16 protein-coding genes and 1 pseudogene are annotated in these 21,122 nt (G+C 40.9%); 13 read left to right on the forward strand and 4 right to left on the reverse strand.

The annotated features are described in order from the left end of the window. Positions 1-41: 41 nt before the first annotated feature. The 7 genes from AHMF7605_RS04440 to AHMF7605_RS04470 all read left to right on the forward strand — a co-directional run bounded on the left by AHMF7605_RS04440 (position 42) and on the right by AHMF7605_RS04470 (position 8,820). On the forward strand, positions 42-1,745 hold the full coding sequence (locus AHMF7605_RS04440; RefSeq protein ID WP_106926831.1) for a glycoside hydrolase family 32 protein: 1,704 nt from the start codon (positions 42-44) through the stop codon (positions 1,743-1,745). Positions 1,746-2,120: 375 nt separating this feature from the next. After that, positions 2,121-3,725 carry a glycoside hydrolase family 32 protein gene (locus AHMF7605_RS04445; RefSeq protein WP_106926833.1) on the forward strand — a complete coding sequence of 535 codons (1,605 nt, stop codon included), beginning with the start codon at positions 2,121-2,123 and terminating at the stop codon, positions 3,723-3,725. Positions 3,726-3,846: 121 nt separating this feature from the next. Next, positions 3,847-4,929: a DKNYY domain-containing protein gene (locus AHMF7605_RS04450; protein WP_146153515.1), complete on the forward strand. Its 1,083-nt coding sequence runs from the start codon at positions 3,847-3,849 to the stop codon at positions 4,927-4,929. Between the two features lie 203 nt (positions 4,930-5,132). After that, positions 5,133-6,113 (forward strand): alpha/beta fold hydrolase, encoded by a 981-nt coding sequence (locus AHMF7605_RS04455; protein WP_106926837.1) that lies wholly within the window; start codon positions 5,133-5,135, stop codon positions 6,111-6,113. 175 nt (positions 6,114-6,288) lie between these two features. Next, on the forward strand, positions 6,289-6,984 hold the full coding sequence (locus AHMF7605_RS04460; RefSeq protein ID WP_146153516.1) for a hypothetical protein: 696 nt from the start codon (positions 6,289-6,291) through the stop codon (positions 6,982-6,984). 110 nt (positions 6,985-7,094) lie between these two features. Further along, the gene (locus tag AHMF7605_RS04465) at positions 7,095-7,958 is read left to right on the forward strand and encodes a DUF433 domain-containing protein (protein ID WP_262512381.1); all 864 of its coding nucleotides are present in this window, start codon (positions 7,095-7,097) and stop codon (positions 7,956-7,958) included. A 259-nt stretch (positions 7,959-8,217) separates the two neighbouring features. Continuing rightward, positions 8,218-8,820, forward strand: a complete 603-nt coding sequence (locus AHMF7605_RS04470; protein WP_199200195.1) for a hypothetical protein — start codon at positions 8,218-8,220, stop codon at positions 8,818-8,820. A 334-nt stretch (positions 8,821-9,154) separates the two neighbouring features. Here AHMF7605_RS04470 and AHMF7605_RS31075 read toward each other — a convergent pair. Further along, a pseudogene (locus AHMF7605_RS31075) lies at positions 9,155-9,298 on the reverse strand (hypothetical protein); the annotation flags it as partial. A 73-nt stretch (positions 9,299-9,371) separates the two neighbouring features. Between AHMF7605_RS31075 and AHMF7605_RS04475 the strand changes: the two are divergent. The 3 genes from AHMF7605_RS04475 to AHMF7605_RS04485 all read left to right on the forward strand — a co-directional run bounded on the left by AHMF7605_RS04475 (position 9,372) and on the right by AHMF7605_RS04485 (position 11,907). After that, positions 9,372-9,947 carry a DUF1572 family protein gene (locus AHMF7605_RS04475; protein WP_106926845.1) on the forward strand — a complete coding sequence of 192 codons (576 nt, stop codon included), beginning with the start codon at positions 9,372-9,374 and terminating at the stop codon, positions 9,945-9,947. A 140-nt stretch (positions 9,948-10,087) separates the two neighbouring features. Next, positions 10,088-10,609 (forward strand): DinB family protein, encoded by a 522-nt coding sequence (locus tag AHMF7605_RS04480; protein WP_106926847.1) that lies wholly within the window; start codon positions 10,088-10,090, stop codon positions 10,607-10,609. Between the two features lie 281 nt (positions 10,610-10,890). After that, positions 10,891-11,907 carry a GntR family transcriptional regulator gene (locus AHMF7605_RS04485; RefSeq protein ID WP_106926849.1) on the forward strand — a complete coding sequence of 339 codons (1,017 nt, stop codon included), beginning with the start codon at positions 10,891-10,893 and terminating at the stop codon, positions 11,905-11,907. Positions 11,908-12,076: 169 nt separating this feature from the next. Here AHMF7605_RS04485 and rhaM read toward each other — a convergent pair whose 3' ends face one another. Further along, positions 12,077-12,391 carry an L-rhamnose mutarotase gene (gene rhaM, locus AHMF7605_RS04490; RefSeq protein ID WP_199200196.1) on the reverse strand — a complete coding sequence of 105 codons (315 nt, stop codon included), beginning with the start codon at positions 12,389-12,391 and terminating at the stop codon, positions 12,077-12,079. A 659-nt stretch (positions 12,392-13,050) separates the two neighbouring features. Between rhaM and AHMF7605_RS04495 the strand changes: the two genes are divergently transcribed. After that, the gene (locus AHMF7605_RS04495) at positions 13,051-15,786 is read left to right on the forward strand and encodes a c-type cytochrome (RefSeq protein ID WP_233218940.1); all 2,736 of its coding nucleotides are present in this window, start codon (positions 13,051-13,053) and stop codon (positions 15,784-15,786) included. Positions 15,787-16,251: 465 nt separating this feature from the next. On the opposite strand, the gene AHMF7605_RS04500 is transcribed toward AHMF7605_RS04495, so the two are convergent. After that, positions 16,252-17,130, reverse strand: a complete 879-nt coding sequence (locus tag AHMF7605_RS04500) for a hypothetical protein (protein WP_106926853.1) — start codon at positions 17,128-17,130, stop codon at positions 16,252-16,254. Positions 17,131-17,461: 331 nt separating this feature from the next. On the opposite strand from AHMF7605_RS04500, the gene AHMF7605_RS04505 reads away from it, so the two are divergent. Both AHMF7605_RS04505 and AHMF7605_RS04510 read left to right on the forward strand, forming a co-directional pair. Further along, positions 17,462-18,349, forward strand: a complete 888-nt coding sequence (locus AHMF7605_RS04505) for a DUF7133 domain-containing protein (protein ID WP_106926855.1) — start codon at positions 17,462-17,464, stop codon at positions 18,347-18,349. Beyond that, positions 18,325-19,716 (forward strand): DUF7133 domain-containing protein, encoded by a 1,392-nt coding sequence (locus AHMF7605_RS04510; RefSeq protein ID WP_106926857.1) that lies wholly within the window; start codon positions 18,325-18,327, stop codon positions 19,714-19,716. The genes AHMF7605_RS04505 and AHMF7605_RS04510 overlap by 25 nt, the downstream gene beginning before the upstream one ends. A 203-nt stretch (positions 19,717-19,919) precedes the next feature. On the opposite strand, the gene AHMF7605_RS04515 is transcribed toward AHMF7605_RS04510, so the two are convergent. Then, on the reverse strand, positions 19,920-20,888 hold the full coding sequence (locus AHMF7605_RS04515) for a 6-bladed beta-propeller (RefSeq protein ID WP_394336231.1): 969 nt from the start codon (positions 20,886-20,888) through the stop codon (positions 19,920-19,922). Positions 20,889-21,122: the final 234 nt, after the last annotated feature.

Consider the following 21,122-nt stretch of genomic DNA (forward strand, 5'->3'; position numbering starts at 1 on the left):
ACGGACCATTAATTAAGTGCAAGGAATAAAATCAACGTAAAATGAATAAACGAATAAATTTTATCTTGACTTTCATTATTCTGATCGGTTACCAAAAATCGTTAGCCCAGGCAGATAAGCCCCCTTACGTTTCGGCGGTTCCTAAATTTACTTACGCAAAAACGCTTCCGGAGCAAGAACAACAACTTAAAACCAACCCCTTGCTATTGCGGTTTATAGAATCCCGTAAAAAGATGGCCAGCGACAAGTTCCGGCCTATTTACCATTTTATCAGCCCGGAGAGTACCATGAACGACCCCAATGGGCTATGTTTTTGGCAAGGCAATTGGCACCTTTTTTACCAGGCTTATCCCCCCGAAGATTCGCGGCAGCACTGGGGACATGCCATCAGTAAAGATTTAATTCATTGGCGGGATCTTCCTTATGCCATTTATCCCAGTCCGGAACGAGCCGTGTTCTCCGGCTCTACGCTGGTGGAAGATAACCGGGTTATTGCCATGTACCACGGCACGGCTGTCGGTAATATGGTAGCCTTATCCAGTGATCCTTTGCTATTAAACTGGGAGAAAGTTACCGGAAAAGCCGTTATTCCTGCCAAAAGCACGACCGGTTCCAGTTTGCCTTATAGTGTCTTCGATCCGTCTATCTGGAAGAAAGATAATATGTACTATGCCCTTTCGGCCGGAAGAACTTCCACCGGACCGGGAGGTAGGCCCATTAGAGCCGATTATCTTTTCCGGTCCAAAGATTTGGCGCATTGGGACTATTTGCACGAATTTGTGCAAGACGACCGGTTTACTTTAATTGGGGATGATGGCGCTTGTCCTTACTTCTGGCCCATTGGTGACCGGTATATCATGAATTTTTTCAGCCACATGAGCGGAGGGCAATATTTACTGGGCGATTATGACAAGCAGAAAGATAAATTTATAGCTACTTCCGCAGGAAAATACAATCAGGGAGCGGTAAGTCCATCCGGCGTACATGCCCCTTCTGCTGCTCCCGATGGCAAAGGTGGGGTAGTCGTAATCTTTAACATGAACCCAGGCCGACCAACCGAAGGGTGGAACCAAATAATGACCTTACCTCGCCGTTTGACCTTGCTTTCAAAAGAGGAACTAGGCCAGGAACCCGCGGGAGATATTACTTCTTTGCGCTATAATAACCAGCATATCGGAACTAGGATTCTTCCGGCCAATAAGGAAATAGTTTTGGAGAACATAAAGGGAAACGCCCTAGAAATCTCGACGGAAATCGATCCGAAGAATGCCCAATTGATTGAACTAAATGTTTTACGCTCCCCTAACAAAGAAGAATATACCCGGATTATTTTCTTTAAAGAAAAAGGATTTAACAAAGGATTAGAATACCGGTCCGGATCTGGAACCGCAGCTATGCCCGCCGACCTGGTACGCTTATTTACCGGCGAGCCGCCGGCCCCGAGAACGCCAACCGTGCCCGCCAGTTTAATAACTATTGAATCTTCTTATTCCTCCACGCTGCCGGACGCTAAAATACGCGCACCGGAAACAGCTCCGGTTTTTTTAAGCCCCGGAGAAACAATAAACTTGCGGGTTTTTATCGACAAAAGCGTAGTAGAAGTATTCGTGAACGGCAAACAATGCGTGGCCATGCGCGTCTACCCGGGCCGCGACGACAGCACGGGATTTTCCATTAGAGCGCAAGGGCAGGAAGCCGAACTGAAATCCTTAGATGCCTGGCAGATGAAAAACATTTATGAATAGTCAAGATTTTCAGAATTAAACTACTTTATTTATTAAAGGTAAGGCATTATGTTCTATTTCTAGCGCGAGCGTCCTGCTCGTGAGCAGTATCGTCCGGCCTCTTGCCGATAGGAATTTTACCTGAATACTTTTAGGAGAAGTAAATTGGTTAGCCCGGCCAAAGGCCTACCAAATAGTAGACACGAGGCAGAGCCTCGCGCCAGCTATCATTTTTAATTTAATATGGGAGACCTTAAAAGCTCTTACCTTCGGAGCAGTAGGCCGCAAGGTTTTACAAGTTTTATAGAAAAAGTACTGATTAGTAATCGAAATTTATTACTGGGAATTTTAAAGTGAGTAAAAAAGCGTTCCTGTTTACCTAACTCCATTTTCTATATGAAAAAATTATTGTTTAGTATTGTTTTAGGCGCCTTCCTGTACAGCTGCAACTCCAAACCATCGGCCACCGAAAACACCCGTGTCTCTACTGAAAAAACTGGTGAAACTGCCGATAGCGCCAATGTGAATGACAAGTATACCGCGGAACAGCACCGGCCCCAGTTCCATTTTTCGCCGCCTCAAATGTGGATGAACGACCCGAATGGAATGGTGTATTACGCCGGCGAGTACCATCTTTTTTACCAGCATTATCCCGATAGTACCATTTGGGGACCCATGCATTGGGGCCATGCGGTAAGTAAAGATATGGTGCATTGGCAAAATTTACCCATTGCTTTATATCCGGATAGTTTGGGCTATATCTTTTCGGGAAGCGCCGTGGTAGACGAAAATAATACGGCCGGTTTTCAGAAAGGAAATGAAAAAACCTTAGTGGCCATTTTCACGCACCATAATCCCAAAACTCAAAAACAAGTGCAAAGCTTAGCCTATAGCAATGATAAAGGCCGAACCTGGACCAAATACGCTAATAATCCTGTTTTACCTAATCCAGGTATTTCTGATTTCCGCGACCCGAAAGTTTCGTGGTATGCGCCGGAGAAGAAATGGGTTATGACCTTGGCCGTTAAAGACCGGGTGCATTTCTATGGCTCGCCGGATTTAAAAAAATGGCAACTTTTAAGTGAATTCGGAAAGGGCAATGTGGGAGCGCACGGTGGGGTTTGGGAATGCCCGGACTTATTTCCGCTTACGGTAAACGGCCAGCAAAAGTGGGTTCTATTTGTAAGCATTAACCCGGGCGGGCCCAATGGCGGCTCCGCGACGCAATATTTTATTGGGGATTGGAACGGGAAAGAATTTAAAAACAGCAACCCGCCGCAAACCACGCTTTGGGTAGATCAGGGTTCGGATAATTACGCCGGCGTAACCTGGTCGAATATTCCGGCTTCGGATGGCCGTCGGTTATTTATGGGTTGGATGAGTAATTGGTTTTATGCCAATCAGGTTCCTACTCAAAATTGGCGTAGTGCCACAACGGTAGCCCGGGAATTAACCTTGCAAAATACGCCGGCCGGTATCCGGTTAGCCAGTACTCCGGTCAAAGAATTACAACAACTTTGGCAAGAAACCAAAACGATTAAAGCCCAGGAAATAAGTTCTACCTTGGATTTAAGCAAAGAATATAACTTAACTTCCCCGTTAATTGAACTTAATTTAAATTTTGATGTCGCAAAAAGCAGCGAGTTGTTGCTGACCTTCTCGAACACCAAAGGCGAGTATGTAAACATAGGTTACTCAGTTCCGGCAAAGCAACTGTTTATCGACCGGACGCACGCTGGCAAAACGAACTTCGAACCCCGTTTTGCTAAAAAACACGTGGCTCCGCTAATTCTCCAAAATGGTAAATTAAACCTGCATTTATTTCTGGATGTAGCTTCGGTAGAGGTTTTTGCTAACAACGGTCAATTAGTAATGACGGACATCTTCTTCCCGAACGAGGATTTCACGCAGGTGAAAGTTTCAACAAAAGGTGCCGCACAGTTACTGGAGAGCCAAGCCTATCCCTTAAAGTCTATCTGGAAAGAAGCCTTAAAAGAGTAAGCCTTTAAATCACTATCTTATTTTGCCTGGTGCTAACAGCGAAATAAATATTGTCATACTTAAATAATTCCGGCTTTTAAATTATAGTAAAATTTTGAAGAAATTTTGGTTAGAATAGCCTGTGGAGTGTACCATTAAAAAAACCATAACTAGAACTTGTTCCGGTTATCGGTTATTTTTGGTGGATATAGGAAATAACTCCGTATATCTAATAGTTGGTGGAAATTATAATGGACATCCTACAATGACAATACAACAAGTAATAACTATAGTTTTGACTGTTTCAATTTTGACCAGTTGTAGACATGGTTACAAAGTTGAAGGCGACAAAGTTTATTATGAATATTGGAATGAAGGAAGTGGACAAAACAAGCGATTAATTGAACAAGCAGACGCAAAGACTTTTCAAAACTTGACTTTTGACTGTGATTGCGATTTTGAGTTTGGTAAAGATAAAAATCACTTGTTTATTGACGGAGAACTTATAAAAAATATAGACCCAAACACGTTTAAGTTTATTGGAAACTACATTTTCCGTGACAAAGACTCAGCTTATTTTTTTGGATTTTATAACAACATAAACGATTGTGTAATTAAAGGAATTAATCCAGACGAAATAAAATTAATTAAGTACCCTTGGGCAAAAGTAGATAATTTTTTAATTCACGGTAGAGACACAGTCAGCATTACCGATATTAATGCATTTGTTCCTATTAACGATGATTGGGGAAAGACAAAGCACTACATCATAAATAAGAACCAAATTCTATACGGAGCAGACGTAGAAACTTTTAAAGTTACAAGTTCTTTTCAAGGAAATGACAAAAATTACAATTACGAATTTGGGGCTATTAGTGAAGATGATTTTAAAAAAACAAGTTATAAAACCTTTGATTTTTATAAGAAAGATATTTGTGTAACTGAGCCTATTGTACTTGTTGATTTTTACGACAGTTTAGTTTCATATATGGACGATAAAAATAAGCCCATTGAGATTGTAGAAAAACTGAAAGGAAAGAATTTTGCAATAAGTAATATCAGATATTTAAATTGGGTAGGAGAATCAAAAATTATCAGGGTTTCTATGACAAATACTAAATGTAATTGTATTGTTGAGAAACTTTACCGTTACGATTATTCAAGACCTTCTGAAACAAAAAACATATTTAAAGTAACAGAAAGAATACACTGTGAATCGAAATAATAAATAACTGCCACCAACATTGTATTGGCAATAGTGGGGCAGACAGTTGTAAACTCAACATTTGTACTTCTATTAGGCATTTGTAAAAATGTTGGGCTGACGTTTTTACAAATTCCCCACTATCGTCAATGCGTGAACCGTTGGGCTTAATTTGGAATAATGTTTAAGGCAATAGTACAAAAATATTTATGTATTATTAGGTAATGAAAAAAACCATTCTTCTGATTTTAATTGCCCTTGTTGGCTTTTTAGAATATAGTAGTGCCCACCCCCTTGGAAAAACGAAAGCCATAGATACCACTGAAATTGTAAGTATTTCTAATAGTAATCAAGTCATCCGGATAAAGGGCCATAGTTTAGAAAACCCCTTACTACTTTATCTAAATGGGGGACCAGGCGATTCGGTACTCGACCAAATGGACAAAATGTTTAGCGAGCTTCAAAATGAATTCACCGTTATTCTTTGGGACCAGAGAAATACGGGCAAAACGGCGGCGTTAAATAAGGTTAAGGAACCCCTTACGCAAGAGCTTTTGAAGAAGGATACTTACCAGTTGGTGCAGTACCTTCTGCAAAAATTTGATAAAAAGAAAATTGTTCTGGTAGCTCATTCCTATGGCACCACGCTCGGTTTTGATCTGGCAAAAAACCACCCGGAACTCTTACACGCCTATGTGGCTACTAATCCCTTAATCAACCAAGTGGAAAGCGAGCAGCTAACTTTAGCCATGCTGAAAGCCCAGGCGGAGAAAAATAAAAATGCTAAATCTTTAGAGGAACTTGCCCAAGTTACCATCCCATTTAAAACGGGAGAAGAATTATATTACGCACGAAAATGGCTCTTTGACTTGGAAGGTAAAAGTTTTGCCAGGCAAAAAGCATTTAAAACAACAGTCCTGTCTTGGTCTGAAACGTGGTTGGAACTTTTTAATGAGTCTATTCAGGAAAACTTGTTTGAGTCAACAAAAGAAATACATTGTCCGGTTTTTTTTATCATAGGGCAAAGAGATTATCAGACCAATTCTGTACTGACCGAAAAATATTATAATTTGTTACAAGCTCCGCAAAAAGAGATATATTCTATTGAAAAGGCGGGGCATCTTATTCCGTATGAGAATGGAAGGGAATTTCAAAAGGTCATTACCCATTACCTCCTTTCAACCATAAAAAGCAATACCAACTAAGCACAACGTTTGGTATAGTCCATGCGGGTTTTAATAATTTTCAAAGGTAAAAATAGGCCAGCGTAAACGGATAAGAAATCGCTGCGTAATCCATCACAACATCCTACTATACACGTTAGGCATAAGCTGAAAAATGAAAATTAAATATTTGTTTTCTATATTTTTAGTAATAACCATGACTACTCAGATTAGCTGTAAGTCTAAAAAACAAAAGAAAACAAAAGAGAAGATAGTAAGCCAGCAAGGAATAAAACCGGAATCGTCCAACAACTCCATACAAGAAGTTGGCTCCAAAGAAGTGAGTTTATCTAATGGATTAAGGATTAAAGCAAGCGAGGAAGAGGACTTTGGTGACTTCAAGACTTATACTCAGATTGATATCCTCCATAATAACCAAGTAATTTACTCCGACTCAACCCAAGAATATGAATTTGGAAACAAACTGTTTCCTATTTTAAACCAGATCAACCCAACCGCATTTGAAATTTTACTTGAAGTTAACGATAGACCCAGTAAGAATAAATTAAAGTACCTTCAAATTCAAGGAAATAAAGTGACCAAAGAAATGGAAATGCCCACTTTTATTGCTGAGGCAGCTAATTTAGATGAGGATAATATTCTGGAATCTGCTGGCTTTTGGGATTACCCGCAAATGGAAGAAAGCGGTAAAAGTGTTACTACGGCGTATAATCCTATTCTTTATTATGAATGGACCAAGAATGGCTTACGCTTGGATTCAACTTTAACGATTAAAAAGAATACTCAAATATATGGTACATTCCATGGATTTAACTTTAGGGAAGAGGTACAGATTCCGGTAAAACAAGCAGAATTACTAACGAAGGAAATAGAAAAAATAGAAAGAAAATAATATGCTAGTGCTTAACAGTTAGTACATTTATAAAGTAAAGCCGTTTTTCAGTTATTTTTCATACTTAAAAGCAAAAACAAAGCAAGAAGAACTCTTAAAATAGGATAAGGATAGATTTATACATTTTCCATGGTAAATCTACTATTCGGGGATTACAGTATGCAATGGACAATATGCTTGAACTTTTAGCTTCTGGTACTACAGTAGAAGAACTTCTGAAAGATTACCCAGATTCAGAAAAAGAAGCTTTTCTGGCTTACCTTCCATATATTGGGCATTGCCCGTCGTTTATACCAGTCCTTACAGGGTGTCTGAAGAAAATAAGGAAACAGTTAGTATACATATTGGCCTTGGTTTTAGGTTTATGGAGCTGCAATAGTCCTATAACCGAAAAAAAGAAAGATAAAGTTACAGCCAGTAAGACTCAAACCCTTTCAGCTGAAAAAGAGCAAGAAAAGATGCCTAAAGTAGATAACCCTACGTACGACCAAATCTTTCTTAACGGCTTTTCGGATTATAATGAACCCTATACGCTTAGGAACAATTTCATAATTACTGGCCAGGACACAACATTATTTCCGGAAGATCTTCCGATAAACCGGAAAACGACTTTTAAGGGAGTAGAGGATAGTAAAAGTTTCCTGCTGACCGTTACCCGTACTAACCTTACAAATTTGGCTTACACCTTTGAACTAGCAGATAAGAGCAAGAAAACGCTGGAAACCAAATCAGGCAAGGCAGTATTAAGTTCCATGTTCTTCCTAGCCTCAGAAACGGACGAAGATTCTGAAACAGGCGACAGCTATGGAAGTTCAGAGTATTGGGATAAAACAAATGACTGTTGGCTCTCTATAAGAATTGGAGTTGGTTTAGATGATAACGGGAAACAAAGGGCGATGCTGACTTACGGTTGTGAAGATAAAAACAAGCAGACCCTAAGTTTAGATGAATGCCCTACTCTTCGAACTGAATAAAATCTTCCTATAAATAAGATATAAACCTCCTGCTACGGCGGACGTCCTTACCTGTTATTTATATTCAAACCGGTAGCCAAAAATCAAAGAAATGAAAATCACAAAATTTATCTTCCAGATTCTAACTGTTTTGCTTTTTTCATCTTTTAGCCTGTATCAAGAACCTAGTTTTATTGATTTTACTAATAAGATTCAATCGTACGACTTAGGGATAGTATTCGTTACCGACAGCATTCATGTAGGCGACGAGCGAATAAAAGTGAACAAGCAAGAACCCTTAGGTTATATCGGCGATAACTACCAACGATTTTACATTCATTTCACCTCGGTCAAAAAGAACCCAGAAAATCCATTACAATACTTTTTATCTGGCAAAACAAGAGTAAAAAACAATATTTGCGACTTTAAGGGAACCATTACAATCGTGAGCGCCAAACTTAGAAAAGGAAATAGCCAGCTCGCAAACAGGCAAGGTTTTGCAATTGGTAAATACAAGTTTTATGAGAACTCCCAATTACCAGCTACGGGCTTTTTGGAAGGTAAAGTAACTACTAATTTTTATCTGGACAAAAGGCAGAAAATGGTCTATGATGACCTAGAATCCTTTTCCGATAATTTCGCTAATAACCAATTTCAAGGTACCTGGACAAGTTACAAAACAAGAGTAACCAAGAAATGTAACTGGGGCGACTACAGAATTCCCGCTAGTAATGATTTGGATATGGGAGTAGCTGAGTTCATGGTTCACCAAAAGTATAGGAAAAACGGGTGGGAAAATTACCTGAATGCATGGAACGGGGAGGCTAATTTGCCTGCAACAAAAATAGCCAGGCAGGAAGAAAATGCTAAATGGTGGAAATAAAAACTTGGGCATTAAGGCATAAACGTACTGCTACGGCCAACAAGCGGCTGCACAACCCAAATAGTATAATCAGCAAGGCTCTAAAAATAGGAGAAGAGAATAATTACCTTTGCGGAACATGAAAAATGATGTATACCTAGTACCTGATTATTTAACCGGTAATAAAAAGTTAGAATCGCATATCATTTTCTACTCCACGGATAAATCATCTTTAAAAAACAAAGTAGTTTACAACCAATATTTAATTTGCTTTTTGTTACAGGGAACCAAAGAAGTTTTTTCTTGTAATTGACGGCTTCTTGTATTTAGAACTGGGTAAAAGTATAAAGTTTGGTTAAGTTGCTACTACTGGTTCCAATTGTTTATTCTGGGCTAACTTTACAGGAGCCATTCCGCCCAAGGCATTATCGGACCGGAGATGGTTATAACCCTGCACCCAAGCGGTTGTAATTTCTCTTACTTCGTAGAGGTTTTCAAATAAGTAAGCATTCTTTTAAAGCAACCGGTAATAATGAAAGCATTCCTGGTATTTTACTACAAAAGCTAAATGTATGAAAACGGACTATTTAGAAAGCGTCATCAAGCAATTTGAGTACTACAAAATGTTAGGCGAAAAAACTTTTGATCAAATTCCGGCCGAAAAGCTATTTTGGCAATACAATACGGATAGTAACAGTATTGCTATTATTGTTAAACATTTATGGGGAAATATGCTGAGCCGCTGGACCAATTTTCTTACCACGGACGGCGAAAAAGAATGGCGCAACCGCGACGCTGAATTTGAAAATGACATTGCTTCAAAAGAAGAAATGCTGCAAAAGTGGCAGGAAGGCTGGAAAGTATTTTTAGATACCCTTTATGCCCTTTCCGAAGCAGATCTGGCGCAAACCATTTACATTCGTCACCAGGGGCATTCGGTAATGGAAGCTATCAATCGACAGTTGGCGCATTATTCTTATCACGTTGGTCAGATAGTTTTTATTGGTAAAATGTGCGCCGAACAATGGAATTCACTTTCTATACCGAAAGGAAATTCGAAACAGTACAATGCCGACAAGTTTTCTCAACCCAAACACCAAGAGCATTTCACGGATGAATTTCTAAGAAAATCTGAGAATAACGCGTAGCTAAAAAAGCAACTCTTTCTCAGGGGTACAGGTTGATTTACTTTGTCAGAAATATTGTACTTTCATAGAACGAATAAAACCTTTCCTCCCGGCAAAATAGATTTCATTGAATCATTCAGGATAAACTTAGAAATAATACCATGGCACAAGTAAAGTGGTTTGAAAGAGAATTCAATTTTAATAGCAACCAGAATATTTTCCCTTCTATCATAGAACGGCTAGCGGGTACCCCGGTACGCTTGGAAGAAAAGTTTAAGTTTATGCCGGAAGATATTTTATCGTTGAGAGTGGATAATACCTGGACTATAAAGCAAAATGTAGGGCATTTAACCGATCTGGAGCCGCTCTGGCAAGGCCGCCTGGAGGATATTAAAAAGGGCGCAGTAGTATTAAGACCCACGGATTTGCAAAATACCAAAACTACCTTGGCGGGGCATGATGACCAGCCATTAGAAATTTTATTGCAGAACTTCCGGAAAATTAGAGAGCAAACCGTAAAATTGCTGGAAGTTTTAGATGAAGAAACTATCTTAAAGTCGGCGCTGCACCCGAGGCTCAAAACGCCCATGCGAACGCTGGACTTATTTTTATTCGTAGCCGACCACGACGATCATCATTTAGCCAGAATGACGGAATTACAGAAAATTTTAAATTTTAAGTAATAAAAAGCCTTTGCTACGAAGAAAATTTAAAATTTATCCCCGTCAAACAAGCTTTTCGATTTACCCAGTCTACTAAGCTAGCCAGTAGCATTTGTTCAGGTTGAAAAATTTATTGGTAGAAGCATTATTCGTAAAAAAATAATTATAGAAATACTTATAAATTTGAAATTTTTCTAAAAACTAGTAGAAATACGGATTAGCGATATGAATCATCTAAATAAAATCTTAAATTAGAGGATACTTACTGGTTATTTTATAAAATTTTCTAGCTAATCTACTTTATGGAACTTCTGGATCGCATTGTGGAACATTCAACCGTTCCGAAATATATTCAGGTGGTAAATGCCGTTATTTCCGATATTGAGACAGGCATTTTAAAACGCGGGCAACGGATTCCCTCCATTAACGAAACCAGCGAAATGTATTACCTGTCGCGCGATACCGTGGAAAAGGCTTATAAAGAATTACGCGAAAAAGGCATTATTACTTCGGTACGCGGCAAAGGAAATTACATCTGCCAGAGCTTCTCGACCGATAAAATCCGGGTTCTACTGTTGTTTAATAAACTAAGCGCTTATAAGAAAACCGTTTATTATTCGCTGCTTAAATCTTTTGGCGAGGATGCCATTGTAGATTTGCAGATACATCATTACGACGGTAAAATTTGCGAAAACCTAATTCAGGAGAATTTAGGCAAGTACCACTACTACGTGGTAATGCCGCATTTTTTTGAGCATACCGAAACCATTATGCAAACCTTACAAAAAATTCCGCCGCATAAATTGGTTTTCCTCGACAAAAATTTAGCCCAGTATACCGGCGATTGTGCGGCCGTTTACCAGGATTTTGAACGCGATATTTACAGCGCTTTGCATTCGGGTATTGATTTATTATACAAGTACCAGAAACTAGTGCTGGTATTCCCGAAAGATTTAAATTACCCGCCCGAAATAGTAAAAGGTTTTCAACGTTTTTGCCAGGAAACTTCGTTCTCATACTCCATCGTAGATGGCATCGAAAGCGAATGCATTACTCCTAAAACTGCCTTTATTGTGCTGGAAGAATCGGATTTGGTAGATTTAATTAAACATAGCCGCTCCGAGAACTGGGTTTTAGGAAAAGACCTTGGCATTATTTCGTACAACGAAACGCCTTTAAAAGAAATTCTGGCGAATGGCATTACCGTTATTTCCACCGATCACGCCAAAATGGGCGAAACCGCCGCTTACATGATGCTGCACAAACGAAAAGGCAAAGTAATTAATCCATTTACTTTAATCCGGCGCAACTCTCTGTAGGGTTTTCAGAAGGATAATGCTTTTGGATTCCTAAATATTTACTTGAGAAATAAGTAAGTAATAATTTTATTTATAAGTTCTTACGTTTTAATTTCTGTTAAAATAGTTGCGGGGTATCCGAAGGCATTAGCTCGTATCTATTGGAATAGGTTAATAGCAACGAAAGTAATTACGGCAAATAAAATACTTCCTGTAAAGGCGTAGTTACCGGCGAATTATCCGGGTTGGTATCCATGATATCGGCCATGTACGCCCACCATTTTTGAACGATAGCCAGGTTGCCCAAATCCTGCGAGGATTGCCCGCTTAATTTCTGTACCGCAAATAAAGTATTTGTTTCTTCATCTAAAAAAATGGCGTAATCACTTATCCCGGCGGCTTGCAGCAATTGCTTTAATTCCGGCCAAATAGCGGCGTGGCGCTTTTGATACTCTTCTTTAAAACCAGGCTTTAATTTCATTTTAAAGGCCACTCGCTGCATCATACTTCTTCCATTTATTTCTGTGTACCACTTAATTTAACTGTAAAACTAACTCATTATAAACTTACTGTATTTCTTAATTAAAGCTCGACCCAAACTAAAGGAATGCCATCCTGCGGTATCCTGGGAAAGGAATAGCAGGGAAGTTAATCATTTCTTAAACTTTTTAGCTAGTTATAATTTTACCGAACAAATGAACAAAAGATAAAAAGATTACGAATAAAAACCTTTTCATCTGCTTCCATTTGGCGAGCTGTCTTTTTTGTTCCACCGATGCAACCCCGTATTTCCTACCCGCCTTAACGCTTCATTTCTTTTTCGATTAAAAAAGTACTCTTTACAGGATAGTGCAGGATAGGTATTTTAACCAGAATGACTACATTAGATAATCCTTAGTTAAGGAGGTTTGGTTATAAAATGTTAGTTAAATTTCACTTGAATCAGTACTTTCATTTCTTCGCTTTTACTCACTTTGGTTGGCAGAATAAAGTAACGGATCAAAAATTATCTATTCTTTAATATAAGTAAAGTAAACTTATCAGGCATCAGAACAACAGAAGAAAATATTTAACTTTAATGCTACAACTCACTTTTTATCAAACTTTTAAACGTTCACTTATTCAGCTTATTTACTAACTATACTGTTCTTCAAAATCAGTCATATGAACAAAAGTACATCTGGAATTAAATTGTTGCTCACGCTCTCGGTCTCCTTTATGGTGGGAACCTCTTGTCGAAACGCCAAAGAAGCGGAGACCCAGGCGCAGGCGGCGGCTACCACCGAAACAAAAGCTGTTCAGGTAACCAGCCCTAAAGTCGAAAAATTAAAACTGCCTACTGGTTTTCAGGCCGAACATTTATACAGCCCCTCGGAGAACAAGCAAGGCTCTTGGGTGGCCATGGCCTTCGATAATAAAGGCCGGTTAATTACCTCGGATCAATACGGCTTTTTATACCGCTTAGAATTGCCGGCTATGGGCACGGGCGGCAAACCCAAGATAGAGCGCTTAAACGTGGGCATTGATAATACGGTTAGTGCCGATACCACCAAACCAAAAGTAGGCATGGGTTACGCGCAAGGCTTATTATACGCTTTTAACAGCCTGTACGTAATGATTAACCACAACAGCGATCAGAATTTTGAAAAAGGCAGTGGTTTGTACCGCCTGCAAGACATGGATGGCGATGATCAGTACGAAAAAATTACTTTAATAAAATCGCTAAAAGGAGAAGGAGAACACGGACCGCACAGCATAAAATTATCGCCCGACGGCAAGTCTTTGTACGTGGTGGCCGGTAATTTTACCGACATTCCGGAAATGAATGCTTACCGTTTACCAAAGGTTTGGGGCGAAGATAATATATTACCTTTAATTACGGATCCCCGCGGCCACGCTACCGACCGGATGGCGCCGGCTGGTTGGATTGCTAAAATAAATCCGGAAGGAACGGACTGGGAACTAGTAGGCGCTGGTTTGCGCAATACCTACGATATTGATTTTAACGAAGCCGGCGATTTATTTGCGTACGACTCCGATATGGAATGGGATTTTGGGATGCCCTGGTACAAGCCTACCCGGATTTTGCACGTTACCAGCGGGGCCGAATTTGGCTGGCGCACCGGTAATAGCTCTTGGTCGCCGACTTACGCCGATAATTTACCTCCGGTGTTAAACATTGGTCAAGGTTCGCCTACTAACTTTATGAGCGGTAGCAAAGCCAAATTTCCCGAGAAATACCGCCAGGCCATGTTTGCCTTCGATTGGAGCTTTGGTATTATTTACGCCGTGCACTTAAAACCGCAAGGTGCTTCGTATACCGCTACCGCCGAAGAATTTATTTCCGGCTCGCCGCTGCCTTTAACCGATGGCACCATTGGTCCGGATGGGGCGATGTACTTTTTAACCGGTGGCCGCCGGCTCGACTCTGATTTGTACCGGGTATATTACACCGGCAATAACGCTATTACCACTGCGGCTTCTCCTAGTTCATCGGTTGCGAACGACCCTTTGCATCAGCTTAGAAAGAAACTGGAACAATACCACGGCGAACCACAAGCCGGTGCCATAGAATTTGCCTGGTCTAATTTAAAGCACAGCGACCGGTTTATCCGTTACGCCGCCCGCATTGCCGTGGAACACCAGCCAGTAGCAGAGTGGCAGAATAAAGCTTTAAAAGAAATGGATCCGGTAATTGCTACCCAAGCGGGTATTGCTTTGGCTCGTAACGGTGACAAATCCTTGCAAAACCGCTTGCTTACTAACTTAACGAAAGTTAATTACAACCCACTTTCCGAAACGCAACAGTTAGAATTACTGCGCGCCATCGAATTAACTTTAGCGCGGATGGGGAAACCCGATGCTTCCATGAGTGCCCGCCTGAATTCATATTTAAACGCGCATTATCCGGCCCAAAACAACGATGTAAACCGGTTGATCTGTAAAATTTTGGTTTATGTTGATTCGCCGACGGTAGTCGCTAAAACCATGGACATGTTCGATAAAGCCAAAGATGATAATTCAAACCAAAAAACCTTTACCGAATCATCCGATTTGATTTTACGGAACCCGCAATATGGTTTGGATATCGCTAATATGCTGGCCAAATTTCCACCGGCTCAGCAAATGTACTACGCTACCGCGCTAAGTGCTGCTAAAAAAGGCTGGACCCCGGATTCGCGGGAAAAATACTTCTCCTGGTATGCTTCCGCCTTTAAAAATTATGCGGGTGGCAGAAGTTTTGTCGGCTTTTTAGACCGGTCCCGGAAAATTGCTTTGCAAAACGTACCGCAAAATAAAGTAGAGTACTACAATAAATTATCCGGAAGCGAATTGCTTACCAGTTCTGGCTTGGATATGGCCACTACCGGCGTGCAGCCAAAAGGACCCGGTAGAAACTGGAAATTACCGGAAGCCGCTGCTGCGGTAGAAGGTAAATTAGAAAACCGAAATTATGAGCAAGGAAAAGCCATGTTTGCCGCTAGTATGTGCATTTCCTGCCATAGCATACGGGGCGAAGGGGGGGCCGTTGGTCCGGAACTAACGCAATTAGGCACCCGCTTTTCGGTCAACGATATGCTGGTCCACATCATTGATCCGAACAAATACGTTTCTGATCAGTATGCTTCCACCGTATTTATTTTAAAAGATGGCACTTCGGTTTTAGGCCGTTTGGTGAAAGAAGACGCCAATAAATACTCGATTTCGCAAAACCCATTTGCCCCGGAAACCCTGCGGGATATTCCTAAATCGGAGGTTGCGCAAACCAAACTCTCTAATGTATCGATCATGATGCCGGGTTTGATCAACCGCTTAAACGAGGAAGAGTTAAAAGATTTAATTGCCTATTTGATGGCGGGCGGTAATAAAGAACATACCGTTTATGCCGCGAAAAAGTAAAAAATAATTGATCTGAAATAAGATCATACAAAATAGCAAACCTTGGAATTGGGTCAGTTGGAGGAAGGTAGTAACCTTGCCCGCTGGCCCTATTTTTTTGTTGATTTTTTTATTATACTCCATTAAAAGGAATAAGACGTATGGGTAAAAGTAATAGTAGCTGTTTGTCTTGGGAGTCTTTTTAAGCCTCCAAGCATTGGTGCGGATGCAATTGAATCGTAACCCGTTTGCCTCCTGGCCGGCGGGCCTCGTTTGGCTCTTTCGGGCCTTCTAAGCTTCCTTCTCTCCTCCGTAGAAATGCCTCGTTCCTCGGCACCGAAACCTTAGAAGGCCCTCTCTAGCCAAACGGCTGTCTTTTATTCTTAGCTACTGCTCCTTACCCATACTTCTTTAAATACCTATTCAAACAAAAAAGTCCACTTACCTAAGTGGACTTTTTTGTTTTTCAAATTTTCTGATGATTAACTATTTACAATTATAAGTTAAAGTAGAAATTTCCGCCTGACTTCCGGTTTCGGTAGAAGTTACTTTGGTGGGATATCCATTGCTATTATATTCGTACACATTAGTGGTTGTATTGGTGGTGGCGCCGGTTTCATCCTTTTCTACCTTAGAAGTGATGTTGTTAGTCGAAATGGTAGAAGCATCTTGGAACAAGAAACCAATGGGTTTGGCCGGATTCTTTTTATCATCAAACTGGTATTCGGTGCTGCCGGTAAGCAACATGTGGTTCATAAATTCGGCCACTGTTGGAATAGAAGCTGGGTTAATTGTTTGTAAAAACGCTGGATCAATAGAATAGTCCATTGTCTTCGTAATGTTGCCATTTGCGGAAGTATAACTGGTATAACTAACAGGAATGGTTGCTTGAATAGGTAAACCAAGGGCTGCCAAGTTAAAATAAGTTGTTGATTTACTTAAAACTTTATTACTATACTCCGAGGTTATAGATAGAACATTAACCGGAGTAGTGCCGCCGCCTTGATTCGTAAAGAAATTAGCTCTGCCAACTAAATTATCCGCATTGTATTCGTAAGCTATATAGCCGGTAGCGGCATTATTACCATCGAACTGGTTAGCTTTGGTAATTTGATTAGAAGCGTTACGATCAAAAGTAAAGTAATTATCGTTGGCAGTACCGGCGCTATCGAAAGAAGCTTTGGTGAGTAAATCGTTGGTATACGTAAAACTGGTGGTATTGCTGCCTTCCTTTATTTCGGTAACCACGCAATCTTGGTTGCCATTTCCTCCCGGCGAAGGATCATCATCGTTGTTATTACACGCACTAACCAAAAACAATAAGGCCAAACATAAGCCGGTAAAGGAGTTAAATTTTTTTTTCATGGATAATTAATTTGGTGAATGGAAGTGGTAAAGTTTGTTTATTTTAAAGTACTAGAGTCCTAAAAAGTTATTAGAGTTGCACCGCTCCAAAAATAATTAAGGTAAAAGTATTTTATTTTTAAAATGATTTGCTGCTCTATCACCTTCTGTTATTTTTTGGTAAAAACACTTTCGGGTATTAATCCGATATTTCTCTTTGAGAACTTATCCGGAGTCAAAAATGCTTTCATACATTTATTCCCTTTTTAACACAGGTAAAGATAGAAAAATCTCTCTTTGTTCTGCACCATCCGTTTCATTTACATGACCTTATTATTTTATTTGATTAAAGATGAAAAGCAAAATCTGGGCGATCAGTGCCTTTTTATTATCGCTGGTTTTTACTTGTAAAACTCCCAATCCTGTATCGCAAACCAGCCCGTCGCCCCACCGGTTAGTAAATAAAGATCCCCCGGCTGTGCCTTTATCGCCGGAAGAAAGTATGAAAAAAGTGCAGCTTCCCCCCGGTTATCACCTGGAGTTAGTGGCTTTGGAACCCATGGTGCAGGAGCCGGTAGCCATTGCCTGGGACGGCAACGGACGGATGTTTGTGGCCGAAATGAATACCTATATGCTGGACGTGTACGGCACCGATAAATACAAACCTATCAGCCGGATTAAACTACTGGAAGATATCCATAACGATGGCAAAATGGATAAAGCCACCGTGTACATTGACAGTTTAGTCCTGCTCCGCATGATTTTACCGCTGGATGACCAACTCATTGTGAACGAGACTAACACCAATCATTTGTGGAGTTACCGCGATACTAATGGCGACGGGGTGGCCGACGAGAAAAAACGGATATACGAAAATAACCTGGTGGATACCCGCAACCTGGAACACCAAAAAAGTGGTTTAATCTGGAATGTAGATAATTATATTTACGTTTCCCGCGACCGCATTCGCTTCCGGTATAAAAATGGGATGATGGAAGCCGATTCGTTAATGGAAGACCCGGGTGGACAATGGGGAGTGGCGAACGATAATTATGGCCGCTTGTTTTTCTCAGCGGGTGGCGCCGAGCGGCCGATCGTTTCTTTCCAGCAAAATCCGGCTTATGGCCGTTTAGATTTAAAAGATCAATACAACGAAGCTTTTTTATCCACCTGCCGATTATTGGTACGCTGGATGCACAGGGTGGTCCCAAGCGAATGCGGCCGGAAGATAATTCTTTAAATCATTTTACTTCTAGCGGGGGGCAATCTATTTTCCGGGGCGACCGGCTTCCCGCCGAATTGCAGGGAGACTTCTTCACTCCCGAGCCGGTTGGGCGTTTAATCCGGCGGGCTAAAGTTATTAATCAGAATGGCAAAGTTTCCTTGCAAAACGCTTACCACCAAAAAGAATTTATCGCCTCCTCTGACATGAATTTTCGGCCGGTGAATACGGCAACCGGGCCGGATGGTTTGTTGTACATTGTGGATATGTATCACGGCATTATTCAGGAAAGTGAATGGACCAAAGAAGGCAGTTACATTCGGCCGCAGATATTAGCCCGCAGATTAGATAAAAACAATGGCCTGGGGCGCATTTACCGGGTGGTACACGATGATTTTAAACCCGATTTCCAAAAACCTCAATTACTAAATGCCCCTTCCCGTACTCTGGTTTCTTATTTAAATTACCCGAATGGTTGGTGGCGCGATAATGCTCAAAAACTTTTAATTGTACGAGGTGATAAATCAATAGTGCCCGCCTTGAAAGAAATGCCAGTTAAGCAACCTTCTTTCTGGCAAAAACTATTTTCCCGGCCAGCTAAAACGGAACATCTAACTAAAATTCACGCATTATGGACATTGGAAGGATTAGAGGCCATTGATAAAAACACTTTATTTCAGGCTTTTAAAGATGAAAATGCCCAGGTAAGAAAAACGGCGGTGTGGATCAGCGAAAAATTCCTGAAGCAAAACGATTCCGAAACACTCCAGCAATTGCAAACATTACAAAATGATCCAAATCCGGAAGTAAAAATTCAGTTAGCTTTATCCCTACGGGCTCTTCCGGATAACCTAGGAAATTTGCTGGTGCAGGAAATAATCTCTAAAAATCCAACTATTCCTTTGTTAGCTGAATCGGAGAAAAGCCGGTTTAAAACCGCCGAGGCTATTGCCCGCAGAAAAGAAGAATTCCATAAATTAACTCCCCTGGACAGAGCCTTGTTAACGAAAGAATCGGTTATTTTCCAGCAGGTTTGTGTTGCTTGCTATGGCCAGGACGGCAAAGGAATTGCCTTGGGCAGCAACGATATGGTAGCACCGCCCTTATCCCGGTTAAAGCGAATTAACGGCGACAAAGCTACGGTTATTCGGATTTTATTAAACGGCTTATCCGGCCCGGTAGAAGGAAAAACATACCCGGATGTAATGCCGGCTATGGGCCACAACGACGATGAATGGATTGCCGCGGTATTAAGTTATGTGCGTAACGACATGTACAACAAAGCTCCCATTATTCGTCCGGAAGAAGTAAAAGAAATCAGAGCCCAAACTGCCAACCGGCAAAAATACTGGACCTTAGATGATCTGGAAGCTTCGGCAAAGTGATGGTCTTACCAAGCGTTACATATGCATCAGGGTAAAACCTGATGCTTTTTTATTTTAATAAACCTCAAATATAGCGCGGAAGTTACTTCCATGCCTTTCGCGCTCACTCCTTAGAAATATTTAAAATAATTGGTACTATGCAGATAAGGCACGGAAGTAACTTCCGCGCCATAGTGCCTTTCTCTCCAGAAAGAATTATAAATCTAAACCCGTTCTAATTTTATGGGATAGGTTTTCTTTGAAGCCCATTGGGGCACGTATATGTTCTCATCGGAATCCACGCATACATCGTGGGGGTGCATAAAGCCCATGAACGAACGGTCTTTTTGCTGTTCCTGTAAAACATTCTGCACGTACTTGGGTTCCGTGCCGCCCGGCGTAGATATTACCCGGTCTTTCTCATCGAAAATAGTGATGTATCCGGAATTGGGATATTCCTGGGAAGTACTGCGATAAACGGCGGCGTACAAATTTTTTCCTTTTAAAACCGGCCGGCAAATAAAGGAGCCCGGTACCGGAATGGTACTGATGTATTTGCCATCCAGCGTGAATCGTTTCAAACTCATGTGCGACCGGTCGGTTATGAGTAGAGTAGGATTTTTAGAATTTCGATTATCGAATAATACGCCATGGCAGCAATCAAAGGTTTCGTTGGCGGTACCTTTACCGCCGAAGTGCCGGATGTATTCGCCTTTGGAATTATATTGCGTGATAAAATTTAATCCGTAACCATCCGCCACGTAAATATCGCCATTGTTAGGGTTAACGGTAGTTTCGGTGGGTTTAAACTCGCCCGGGTGGTTGTAAGATTTATTTTGTCTCGGATAGTCAATTTTAAAAATTTCCCGGCCTTTCAAGTCCGTTTTAATTACTTGGTTCCGGTCGGTATCGGTAATAAATAAAAATTGTTGCCCGCCTTCGTTGCTTAGAGTTAAACCGTGCGCCCCAGGATAGCTGGTACCCCAGGCATCTAAAAGCTTCCCGGATTTATCGTAAATCAAAACGTTGTTCTTGGTTTCGTTGGTGAGTAATAGTAACCTTCCCTGCGCATCTTCTACCATTTCGTGGCAATCGTTCACCGGATTTTTTCCGGCATCTAAAACTCCCCAGCCTTCCACTACCCGGTAGCGGTGCGAATTATGGCCTAAGGTAGTAACGTTAGTTTGAGCCATACCTTTTTTAATCCAGATGTTCGGGAACACAGAACTGACTACTAAGGCGGTGCCAGTTTTTTTTAGAAAATCGCGTCGGGAAGTATTATCAATCATTTTAAATATTTTTTGCGTAGTTGTTTTTCGAGATAATGGTTGAAGCCTTTTAAGTCTCCAGGTGGCACTGCTAACTATTTTACGAGTTCGTGTTTGCCTCAAGCCCTGTAGGGCCCGTTTGGCTCTTTTAGGCTGGTT

This window comes from Adhaeribacter arboris (assembly GCF_003023845.1).
GTDB lineage: Bacteria > Bacteroidota > Bacteroidia > Cytophagales > Hymenobacteraceae > Adhaeribacter > Adhaeribacter arboris.

What these genes read in the sequence shown, in the direction of transcription:
- AHMF7605_RS04515 (WP_394336231.1), bottom strand. Translation starts at nt 20,888, where the DNA reads ATGGCTCAAACTAACGTTACTACCTTAGGCCATAATTCGCACCGCTAC.
- AHMF7605_RS04440 (WP_106926831.1), top strand. Translation starts at nt 42, where the DNA reads ATGAATAAACGAATAAATTTTATCTTGACTTTCATTATTCTGATCGGT.
- AHMF7605_RS04475 (WP_106926845.1), top strand. Translation starts at nt 9,372, where the DNA reads ATGAAAACGGACTATTTAGAAAGCGTCATCAAGCAATTTGAGTACTAC.
- AHMF7605_RS04495 (WP_233218940.1), top strand. Translation starts at nt 13,051, where the DNA reads ATGAACAAAAGTACATCTGGAATTAAATTGTTGCTCACGCTCTCGGTC.
- AHMF7605_RS04485 (WP_106926849.1), top strand. Translation starts at nt 10,891, where the DNA reads ATGGAACTTCTGGATCGCATTGTGGAACATTCAACCGTTCCGAAATAT.
- AHMF7605_RS04505 (WP_106926855.1), top strand. Translation starts at nt 17,462, where the DNA reads ATGAAAAGCAAAATCTGGGCGATCAGTGCCTTTTTATTATCGCTGGTT.
- rhaM (WP_199200196.1), bottom strand. Translation starts at nt 12,391, where the DNA reads ATGATGCAGCGAGTGGCCTTTAAAATGAAATTAAAGCCTGGTTTTAAA.
- AHMF7605_RS04460 (WP_146153516.1), top strand. Translation starts at nt 6,289, where the DNA reads ATGACTACTCAGATTAGCTGTAAGTCTAAAAAACAAAAGAAAACAAAA.
- AHMF7605_RS04510 (WP_106926857.1), top strand. Translation starts at nt 18,325, where the DNA reads ATGCGGCCGGAAGATAATTCTTTAAATCATTTTACTTCTAGCGGGGGG.
- AHMF7605_RS04455 (WP_106926837.1), top strand. Translation starts at nt 5,133, where the DNA reads ATGAAAAAAACCATTCTTCTGATTTTAATTGCCCTTGTTGGCTTTTTA.
- AHMF7605_RS04480 (WP_106926847.1), top strand. Translation starts at nt 10,088, where the DNA reads ATGGCACAAGTAAAGTGGTTTGAAAGAGAATTCAATTTTAATAGCAAC.
- AHMF7605_RS04500 (WP_106926853.1), bottom strand. Translation starts at nt 17,130, where the DNA reads ATGAAAAAAAAATTTAACTCCTTTACCGGCTTATGTTTGGCCTTATTG.
- AHMF7605_RS04445 (WP_106926833.1), top strand. Translation starts at nt 2,121, where the DNA reads ATGAAAAAATTATTGTTTAGTATTGTTTTAGGCGCCTTCCTGTACAGC.